The sequence below is a fragment of the Dyella acidiphila genome (genome assembly GCF_014863405.1).
Classification (GTDB): Bacteria; Pseudomonadota; Gammaproteobacteria; order Xanthomonadales; family Rhodanobacteraceae; genus Dyella_B; species Dyella_B acidiphila.
In genome coordinates this window covers 37,087-46,782 of record NZ_JACZZA010000002.1, presented here as the reverse complement: position 1 = coordinate 46,782, position 9,696 = coordinate 37,087, and the positions used below count along the sequence as shown (strand labels likewise).

6 protein-coding genes and 1 tRNA gene are annotated in these 9,696 nt (G+C 62.9%); 3 read left to right on the top strand and 4 right to left on the bottom strand.

Going from position 1 to position 9,696, the window contains the following annotated elements; all coding sequences use genetic code 11:
- Window positions 1-107: 107 nt before the first annotated feature.
- A tRNA-Val gene (locus tag IGX34_RS04715) sits at window positions 108-182 on the bottom strand.
- A gap of 132 nt (window positions 183-314) precedes the next feature.
- On the opposite strand from IGX34_RS04715, the gene IGX34_RS04710 reads away from it, so the two are divergent.
- Window positions 315-647: a lipid-A-disaccharide synthase N-terminal domain-containing protein gene (locus IGX34_RS04710; protein ID WP_192554548.1), complete on the top strand. Its 333-nt coding sequence runs from the start codon at window positions 315-317 to the stop codon at window positions 645-647.
- Window positions 648-737: 90 nt separating this feature from the next.
- Here IGX34_RS04710 and metH read toward each other — a convergent pair whose 3' ends face one another.
- From metH to IGX34_RS04695, 3 genes are all read right to left on the bottom strand, one after another.
- Entirely contained in the window at window positions 738-3,428 is a 2,691-nt protein-coding gene (gene metH, locus IGX34_RS04705; protein ID WP_192554547.1) for a methionine synthase, read from the bottom strand.
- A gap of 178 nt (window positions 3,429-3,606) precedes the next feature.
- Window positions 3,607-4,692 (bottom strand): homocysteine S-methyltransferase family protein, encoded by a 1,086-nt coding sequence (locus IGX34_RS04700; RefSeq protein WP_192554546.1) that lies wholly within the window; start codon window positions 4,690-4,692, stop codon window positions 3,607-3,609.
- A 12-nt stretch (window positions 4,693-4,704) separates the two neighbouring features.
- Window positions 4,705-5,631 carry an ArsR/SmtB family transcription factor gene (locus IGX34_RS04695; protein WP_192554545.1) on the bottom strand — a complete coding sequence of 309 codons (927 nt, stop codon included), beginning with the start codon at window positions 5,629-5,631 and terminating at the stop codon, window positions 4,705-4,707.
- A 259-nt stretch (window positions 5,632-5,890) separates the two neighbouring features.
- On the opposite strand from IGX34_RS04695, the gene IGX34_RS04690 reads away from it, so the two are divergent.
- Window positions 5,891-7,051 carry an acyl-CoA dehydrogenase family protein gene (locus IGX34_RS04690; RefSeq protein WP_192554544.1) on the top strand — a complete coding sequence of 387 codons (1,161 nt, stop codon included), beginning with the start codon at window positions 5,891-5,893 and terminating at the stop codon, window positions 7,049-7,051.
- A 709-nt stretch (window positions 7,052-7,760) separates the two neighbouring features.
- Window positions 7,761-9,650 (top strand): S53 family peptidase, encoded by a 1,890-nt coding sequence (locus IGX34_RS04685; protein ID WP_192554543.1) that lies wholly within the window; start codon window positions 7,761-7,763, stop codon window positions 9,648-9,650.
- Window positions 9,651-9,696: the final 46 nt, after the last annotated feature.

Sequence of the window (9,696 nt, the reverse complement as noted above, 5' to 3'; positions counted from 1 at the left end):
GCCTGGCGGCCAGCAGAATCCCAAACAAAAAAACCGCCCTCAGGGGGCGGTTTTCCATACTGACGCTTTATGGATTGCTAGAACAAAGCGTATGTATTTGATTTTGATGGTGGGCGGTACAAGGATCGAACTTGTGACACCTGCCGTGTGAAGGCAGTGCTCTACCGCTGAGCTAACCGCCCGCCGAGAACGCGCAACTATACGGATAAGCCCGGGGGAGGTCAACCATCCGGTGGCCCGGGGCGTTCCCTTGGCCAGCCCCAAGTGGAGGGCGGCTAAAATACTCCGCTCCCCCGACCAGGCAGTCCTTCCCCATGCACGTTGATCTCGGCCATATCCTGCAGTCCCTGCAGCACTTTCATCTGACGACGTGGAAGGTCATCGGTTTCCTGGGCACGCTGATGTTTACCGGGCGCTGGTTCGTGCAGCTGTACTACACGCGCAAATACAAGCGCGTGGTGATGCCGCTTTCGTTCTGGTGGATGTCGGTGACGGGCAGCGCGCTGCTGCTGGCCTACTTCGTATTCGGCAAGAACGATTCGGTGGGCATTCTTTCCAACTTCTTCCCGGTTTTCGTGTCGGTCTACAACCTGGTGGTGCATATGCGGCACCGCAAGAACAACGTTACCGGGGATGAAGAGGGCTGATTAAGCGGACTGCCTTGGTCTCGCCAGGCTCCACACCACCGTCATTCCCGCGAAAGCGAAAATGACGGCTGGCGGGATGCGCAGGTTGGATTATTCCGGATCGTAATCGAGATTCGGCGCCAGCCACCGTTCGGTTTCTTCGCGCGTCCAGCCTTTGCGCTTGGCGTAATCGTCGACCTGCTCGCGAGTAATGCGGCCGACCACGAAGTACTGGCTGCCGGGATGCGAGAAATACCAGCCGGACACGGCTGCGGCCGGATACATCGCGAAGCCGTCGGTGAGCTGGATGCCGGTGTTGCCGGTGACATCGAGCAGTTCGAACAGCGCCGTCTTTTCGGTGTGATCCGGGCAGGCCGGATAGCCCGGGGCGGGGCGGATGCCGTGGTATTGCTCGTCGATCAAAGCCTCGTTGTTCAGCGCTTCATCGGGCTGGTAGCCCCAGAATTCGCGTCGCACGCGTTCGTGCATGCGCTCGGCAAAGGCTTCGGCCAGGCGGTCGGCCAATGCCTTGAGCAGGATCGCGGAGTAATCGTCGTGATCGGCTTCGAAGCGTGCCACGTGCGGCTCGATGCCGATGCCGGCGGTGACGGCAAAGCCGCCCACCCAATCCTGCTGGCCGGCATTTTTCGGTGCGACGAAGTCGGACAGGCAGAAGTCGGGCCGTTCGGCCGGCTTTTCGGCCTGCTGCCGCAGATGATGCAGGGTATAGGCCTGACGGCCGTCCTGCGCGGGCAGCACGATATCGTCGCCTGCGTTGTGCGCCGGCCAGAAACCGATCACCCCGCGCGCGGTGAGCCAGCGCTCGGCGATGATCTTGTCGAGCATGGCCTGCGCATCGGCAAACAGATCGGTGGCCTGTGCGCCGACTACTTCATCTTGCAGGATCGCAGGGTAACGCCCGGCCAGTTCCCAGGCCTGGAAAAACGGCGTCCAGTCGATGTATTGGCGCAGTTCCGCCAGGTCATAGCTGTCGAACACGGTGATGCCGGGTTGGTTCGGCTGCGGCGGTTGGTAGTTGGCCCAGTCGTCGCGGAAGCGCTGGTTGCGTGCGTGTTCCAGCGGCACCAGGGTTTTGGTGGTGCTGCGGTTTTTATGGCGTTCGCGGATATCCGCGTATTCGGCGCGGATCTTGGACATGAACTGGTCGACCAGTTCCTTGCTGACCAGCGATTGCGCTACGCCGACCGCGCGCGAGGCATCTTTCACCCACACGGTGGGCGATTTGTAATGCGGTTCGATCTTCAGTGCGGTATGCGCGCGCGAAGTGGTGGCGCCGCCGATCAGCAGCGGAATCTGGAAATCCTGTCGCTGCATTTCGCGCGCGACATGGCTCATTTCTTCCAGCGATGGCGTGATCAGGCCGGACAGGCCGATGATGTCGGCCTTGTGTTCGCGCGCGCTCTCCAGGATTTTCTGGGCCGGCACCATCACGCCCAGGTCGATCACCTCGAAGTTGTTGCAGCGGAGCACCACGCCGACGATGTTCTTGCCGATATCGTGCACATCGCCTTTGACCGTGGCCATGACGATGGTGCCGTTGTTCTTGCCGACATCGCCGGTGCGCAGCTTTTCCTCTTCGATATACGGCAGCAAGTAAGCCACCGCCTTTTTCATCACGCGGGCCGATTTCACCACCTGCGGCAGGAACATCTTGCCGGCACCGAACAGGTCGCCGACGATGTTCATGCCGGCCATCAACGGGCCTTCGATCACTTCCAGCGGGCGCTTGGCGAGCTGGCGTGCTTCCTCGGTGTCTTCTTCGACGAACTGGTCGATGCCATGCACGAGCGCGTGTGCCATGCGCTCGTGCACCGGCTTTTCGCGCCAGGCCAGGTTTTCCACCACCGCCTCGCCTTTCTTCGCCTTGTAGTTATCGGCGACTTCCAGCAGGCGCTCGGTGGCGTCGGCGCGGCGGTTGAGCACCACGTCTTCGACGCGCTCGCGCAGTTCCGCCGGCACCTCGTCGTAGATCATCAGGGCGCCGGCGTTGACGATGCCCATATCCATGCCGGCCTTGATGGCGTGGTACAGGAAGACCGAATGGATCGCCTCGCGTACCGTGTTGTTGCCGCGGAACGAGAACGATACGTTGGATACGCCGCCGGAAATATGGCTCAGCGGAAAGCGCTTTTTCAGCTCGCAGGTGGCTTCGATAAAGTCCACTGCGTAGTTGTTGTGTTCTTCGATGCCGGTGGCGATGGCAAAAATATTGGGATCGAAGATGATGTCTTCCGGCGGGAAGTCCAGTTCTTCGGTCAGCAGTTGGTAGGCGCGCGAGCAGATTTCCACTTTGCGCGCGCAGGTATCGGCCTGGCCTTGTTCGTCGAAGGCCATCACCACCACGGCCGCACCGTATTCGAGCACCTTGCGCGCGTGCTCCAGGAACAGCTCTTCGCCTTCCTTCATCGAAATCGAATTGACTACGCCCTTGCCCTGCAGGCAGCGCAGGCCGGCTTCGATCACAGTCCATTTGGAGGAGTCGACCATCACCGGCACGCGCGCGATATCCGGCTCGGCGGCGATCAGGTTGAGGAAGCGCGTCATCGCCGCTTCCGAATCGATCAGGCCCTCGTCCATGTTTACGTCGATGATCTGCGCGCCATTGGCCACCTGCTGGCGCGCAACGTCCACCGCTTCTTCGTAGCGGTCTTCCTTGATCAGCTTCTTGAACTGCGCCGAGCCGGTGACATTGGTGCGTTCGCCGACGTTGACGAACAGCAGATCGGGGGTGATGACCAGCGGTTCGAGGCCGGAGAGGCGGGTGTAGCGGGTGGTGTTCATCAGTGACGAAAACTCTGACTCCCTCTCCCCAGTGGGGAGAGGGTCGGGGTGAGGGGGCAATCTTGCGGAGATGTTTGGCTAGCGCTGCTCGGCAGAGGTGCATCATGTGGCGGGGTTGACCCCTCACCCCAGCCCTTTCCCCCCAGGGGAGAGGGGGCCAAGTTTGGCGAAGCCGTATTCACGCCGCCTCTTGCTGCTCGGTCGAAAGTGCACGCGGCGCATACTGGCTCACCGCTTCGGCAATCGCCTTGATATGCGCCGGCGTGGTCCCGCAGCAGCCGCCCACCATATTGAGCAGGCCGTCGCGCGCGAACCCGCCGATCACGGCGGCCATTTGCGCCGGCGTTTCGTCGTATTCGCCGAAAGCATTGGGCAGGCCGGCGTTGGGATGCGTGCTGACATGGCAATCGGCCACGTTGGCCAGCGTCTGCACATGCGGGCGCAGGTCGGCGGCGCCGAGCGCGCAGTTCAAGCCGACCGACAGCGGCCGGATGTGCTTGACCGAGTAATAGAACGCCTCGGCCGTCTGGCCCGACAGCGTGCGGCCGGAGCGGTCGGTAATGGTGCCGGAGATCATCACCGGCAGGCGGCTGCCGCGTGCGCGGAACAGCTCGCTCAGCGCGAACAGGGCGGCCTTGGCATTGAGCGTGTCGAAGATCGTTTCGACCATGATCAGGTCGGCGCCGCCATCGATCAGGCCGCCGGCCGATTCGGTGTAGTTGTCGACCAGTTCTTCGAAGGTCACATTGCGGAAGCCCGGATCGTTCACGTCCGGTGACAAGGAGGCGGTGCGGCTGGTCGGGCCGAGGATGCCGATGACGAAGCGCGGCTTGGCCGGGTTTTTCGCCTCGTAGTTATCACAGGCCTCGCGCGCCAGCTTGGCGCCTTCGCGGTTCAGCTCGTACGCAACATGTTCCAGGTGGTAGTCGGCCTGGCTGATGCGGGTGGAGTTGAAGGTGTTGGTTTCGATCAGGTCGGCGCCGACTTCCAGGTAAGCCTCATGCACACCGCGGATGATGTCCGGCTGGGTTAGCGTCAGCAGGTCGTTGTTGCCTTTCAGGTCGCAGCTGCCGGGGTGATCGTGATGGTGGTCGTGCGCACTGTCGCGTCCGTCGACAAAGCGTTCGCCGCGAAAACCTTCTTCGTCCAGGCGATGGCCTTGCAGCATGGTGCCCATGCCGCCGTCGATGATAAGAATGCGCTCGCGCAGCGCTGCTTCCAGCAACGCGACACGCTCGGGATGAAGCCAGGGAAGTGCGCTCATGGGGATACTCCGTTACGGCTTGCGTGCCAGCAGGCTGATCACTTCGAAATGCGGCGCCTTGCGCTCGCGGCTCAGGCGATTGCAGCTGATGACATCGAGCTTGGCTTGGCTGGCCAGCTTGCTCAGGTCGGCCTGGGTGAAGCCCAGGTTGCGGTGATCGAACGGTTCCACCACGGCGCGGTGATCGTGCTTGCCCAGTGTCACCGCCAGCAGGCGGCCGCCCGAGCGCAGCATGCGCGCGGCTTCGGTCAGCGCCTTGGCGGGATGTTCGGAATAGGTGAGGGCGTGCAGCATCAACACCAGGTCGAAGCGATTGGCCTCCAGCGACAACGCGTGCATATCGCCGTGGCGCACTTCGACATTATCGAAGCCGGACAGGCGTTTCGCCGCGGCCTCGGCCACGCGTTCGCTGGCATCCACGCAGACGATCGAACGTGCGTGCGGGGCGAGCAATTCGGCAGTGACGCCGTCGCCGGAGGCGATGTCCAGCACGTCGCCGGTTTCCAGCAATTGCAGCAGCGAGCGGCTCAAGGTTTCCCAGGTGCGGCCCGGCGAGTAATGGCGCTCCATGTCGCCGGCCACGCTGTCGGCCCAGCCTTCTTCGCGTGCGCGCTGCGCCAGGACGCCAGGCAGGCGCGCGGCGTCTTCGCGCAGCAGGGCATCGTCGATGCTTTCGCGCAGCGAGCGGATCAGTGCATGCTGATGTTCGTCGCTTTCGCTATTGGCGCGGTAGTACGCTGAGACACCGGCGCGGCGGTCGCGCACCAGTTCGGCTTCCTTGAGCTTGGCCAGGTGGGTCGATACGCGCGGCTGCGCAAGATGCAGCACCGCGGCCAGTTCCGCCACCGTCAATTCCTCGCGCTCGAGCAAGGCCAGCAACCGCACGCGCGTGGGATCGGCCAATAGGCGCAACACGCTGGAGGCGGTCGCCAGATCCATCGTGCATCCTTATATCGCGATAGAGAGATGAGGAAGGGTAGGCGGGTCCGGCAGGGGCGTCAAGAGCGGGCCGCGCAGGGAGCGCGAAGCCGAGAAAATTCCGTGGCTTACGAGGGTTGGCGGAGGCGGCCTGAGGCTTGGCCCAGGCCCGTATCCGGTGGCCGCAGCGCTCCTCGTGCTGCATGCGCACAAGGGTCGATCGGCGCTCCCCGCTAAAATGGCCGGCTTCCCCTCATATGTTTGCCCGCCGGAGCCCCCCATGGATTTCCGTTTTACCGAAGACCAGCTCTCTATCCAGGCCATCGCCCGCGACTTCGCGCAGAAGCGCATTGCGCCGGTGGCCGCCGAGCTCGATGCCAGGGGCGAGTTTCCGCTGGACAACATCCGCGAGATGGGCCAGCTCGGCCTGATGGGCATCGAGGTGCCGCACGAGTACGGCGGCGCGGGCCTGGATCCGGTCGGCTACGTGCTGGCGATGATCGAGATCGCAGCGGCGGATGCGGCCACCTCCACCGTGATGTCGGTAAACAATTCGCTGTTCTGCAACGGCATCCTCAAGCACGGCACCGAAGCGCAGAAGCAGAAGTACGTGCGCGCGATTGCCGAAGGCGATGCGATCGGCGCCTACGCGCTGACCGAGCCGCATTCGGGCTCGGATGCCTCGGCCATGCATACGCGCGCGGCGCGCAATGCCGACGGCGATTGGGTGATCAATGGCAAGAAGAGCTGGATCACCTCCGGCCCGGTTGCCCGCTACATCGTGCTGTTTGCGATCACCACGCCGGGCATCGGCGCCAAGGGCGTATCGGCCTTCATCATCGATACGCAGAAGCCCGGCTTTCACGCCGGCAAGACCGAGCCCAAGCTGGGCATCCGCGCCTCGGCCACCTGCGAAATCGAGTTCAACGAGTATGTGTGCGCGAAGGAGGATCTGCTGGGCGAAGAGGGCAAGGGCTTCTCGATCGCCATGGGCGTGCTGGATGCCGGCCGCATCGGCATCGCTTCGCAGGCGGTGGGCATTGCGCGCGCCGCGTATGAAGCGACGCTGCAGTGGTCGCGCGACCGCAAGGCCTTCGGCCAGCCGATCGGCACCTTCCAGATGACCCAGGCGAAAATCGCCGACATGAAGTGCAAGCTCGATGCGGCCACCTTGCTGACCTTGCGCGCGGCCTGGACCAAGGGCGAGACGGAGAAGAACGGCGGCCGTTTCGGCACTGAGGCTTCGGTGGCCAAGCTGGTGGCTTCTGAAGCGGCCATGTGGATCAGCCACCAGGCCGTGCAGATCCACGGTGGCATGGGCTATTCCAAGGAGATGCCGCTGGAGCGCTATTTCCGCGATGCCAAGATCACCGAGATCTACGAAGGCACCAGCGAAATCCAGCGCATCGTGATTGCGCGCGCCGAGACCGGCCTGCGCTGATATCGAGAAAGGGCCGCGCGGGGTGACCGCGCGGCAACCCGGCCGGCGTGCAAGGCGCCGGCCGGAAGGGGAGGGCATAGGGCGCTCCGATCAAAACCGGCGTGATTGAAATGTAAATGCCCGCGCCGTATTTGCTTATGGCGCTCACTCGTGAGACTTCCGCCGGGGCGCTGTCTATGATCGAACCCACTCGCAGCCGATCTGTACGATTGCGGCGGGCTCACTGCCACTCTCATTGAAGCGACTTCACCATGCGAATGACGGCAATCCATAGCAGCGCAGCAGGAAGTGTTCTCGCGAGCACCATGCGTTCGCCATGTTGTTGTTGTCGATGCGGTGCCGATCAGGGGTAAGGTCGCCAGGTTCCGCAAGCCGTTCGCGGTGCTGCAGTTAGCAGCGACACCGGGCCATTCCATCCAGCCACGCCCCTTCGCCAGGGCAAAACGTGCAAGCCGCTGCATGGCACGTTCAAGTCTTCGGCTGGTTGTTCTCTCTCTGTAACGACAAGCGCAGGACCTTGCCTGCGCTGAAGCGGCCGTGTGTCCGCTTGCCACACTTTTCATGCTTGTTGCCAAGGAGGCGAATGCGATGTGCGACTGACGGCTGCCGCGCAAGGGATCGATGCACGCAGCCGGTTTGAGGGGCCGATGCTTCCACTGCCCAAGGGCAGCGGGGCTTTCCGTTGAACTTGACCATGATGGGGAATCGTATGACCAACAACGTTGCAACTCGTGGTGTAAAGCAGGTACGCAAGCTGGCCTTGCCGCTGGCACTGTCGCTGGCCTTTGTTTCGTTGTCCGCGCATGCGGAAACGGCGGGCAGCTGGATCGAAGCACAGAAGAGCCTTGTCGCATCGGCACGCGCCGATGTGCAGGGGGCCAAATACACGGCACGCGAAGCGGAGCTTGCTGCGGCGGCCAATGGCGCGGGATCGTTGGACGCCAGCCAGACGGTGGATATCGCCGTCGCCTTGAATCTGCGCAACGAAGCGGGGCTGGATGCCTTCAACAAGGCGGTGAATGATCCGCAGAGTCCGCAGTACGGAAAATTCCTCAGCGGCGAGCAGTTCGTGCAGCAGTACGGTCCGACGCAAGCGCAGGTCGACGCCGTGGTTGCCCATCTCAAGCAGGCCGGCTTCCAGAATATTGCGGTCAGCGCCAATCGCCTGTTGGTCAATGCCAGCGGCAGTCCGGCGGCGGTAGCGGCGGCGTTCCGTACCAATCTGGTGGCATTCCATCTCGGCGGGCGCCAGGTCTATGCCAATGACGCCTCGGTGTCGGTGCCGGCGGCATTGGGCGGCGTGGTGAAGTCCGTGCTCGGCCTGGACAATCTGGCCAGGATTCACACCTATCACTATCTCGCCTCGCCGCAGCAGGCGAGCGCCCGCGTCAAAGTGAATGCCGCGACCGGCGGCACCGAGAGTGCCCATAATCCGACCACGTTCCCGGCCATCTACGATGTAGGCAGCACGCCGACCGCCTCCAATACCAGCGTGGGCATCATTACCTGGGGCAGCGATGCGCAGACGCTGAAGGACTTGAAGACCTTCGCTTCCAACAACGGGCTCAGCGCGGTCACGGCATCGGTGGTGAAAACCGGCAAGAGCGGCTCGACCTACAGCGACGACGTGGACAATGGCGACGTCGAGTGGGATCTGGACAGCCAGACCATTGTCGGCGTCAGCGGCGGCGTAAAACAGTTGCTGCTCTATACCGCGCCCTATACGACGAGCGGCACGCATCCTACGCTGGCCGATCTCACCAATGCCTATAACGGTGCGGTGACGGCGAATGTCGCCAAGGTCATCAATGTCTCGCTCGGCGTCAACGAGGCCGACGCCACCGGCCAGTCGGCGGATGACGCCGTGTTCAAGCAGGCCGTGGCGCAGGGCCAGACGTTCTCCGTCGCGGCCGGCGATGCCGGCGTCTATCAGTGGTCGACGGATTCGGAAGGCGGCGGTCCCGGCTATGTCGCCAATTCGAGCGGCACGGTGGAAATCAATCTGGGCACCTACTCGGTCAGCGAGCCGGCAACCTCGCCGAACGTGATCGCGGTTGGCGGCACGGCGCTGTATACGAGCGGCACGACCTATGTGAGCGAGTCGACCTGGAATGAAGGGCTGGAAGCGATCGATTCGCCGTACGACAACAACCAGCGCCTGTGGGCGACTGGTGGCGGTGTCAGCGCGAATGAAACCGCACCGTCCTGGCAGACCTCGGCACTGGGCAGTTCGATCACGCATCGCGTGGTGCCCGATCTTGCCTTCGATGCTGCCTACGATTCGGGCACCTTGATTGTGTGGGACGGCCAGAGCAACGAGCAGGTTGGCGGTACCAGCCTGGCCTCGCCGATCTTTGTCGGCATCTGGGCGCGCGTGCAGTCGGGCCTCAGCAATGCACTGGGTTTCCCGGCGTCCAGCCTGTACACCTATCTGCCGGCAAACTCTTCCTTGCTGCATGACGTGACCAGCGGCAACAACGGCTATAACGGCTACGGCTACAACGCGGCGGTCGGCTGGGACTACACCACCGGCTGGGGCAGCCTGGATATTTCCAACTTCTACAACTTCGTTCAGTCCACCAGCAATTTTGCTCGTTGACCCACGCCGGTATCGGCGTCGTTCGATAAAAAAAGCCCCGGCAGCT

What these genes read in the sequence shown, in the direction of transcription:
- IGX34_RS04710 (WP_192554548.1), top strand. Translation starts at nt 315, where the DNA reads ATGCACGTTGATCTCGGCCATATCCTGCAGTCCCTGCAGCACTTTCAT.
- metH (WP_192554547.1), bottom strand. Translation starts at nt 3,428, where the DNA reads ATGAACACCACCCGCTACACCCGCCTCTCCGGCCTCGAACCGCTGGTC.
- IGX34_RS04700 (WP_192554546.1), bottom strand. Translation starts at nt 4,692, where the DNA reads ATGAGCGCACTTCCCTGGCTTCATCCCGAGCGTGTCGCGTTGCTGGAA.
- IGX34_RS04695 (WP_192554545.1), bottom strand. Translation starts at nt 5,631, where the DNA reads ATGGATCTGGCGACCGCCTCCAGCGTGTTGCGCCTATTGGCCGATCCC.
- IGX34_RS04690 (WP_192554544.1), top strand. Translation starts at nt 5,891, where the DNA reads ATGGATTTCCGTTTTACCGAAGACCAGCTCTCTATCCAGGCCATCGCC.
- IGX34_RS04685 (WP_192554543.1), top strand. Translation starts at nt 7,761, where the DNA reads ATGACCAACAACGTTGCAACTCGTGGTGTAAAGCAGGTACGCAAGCTG.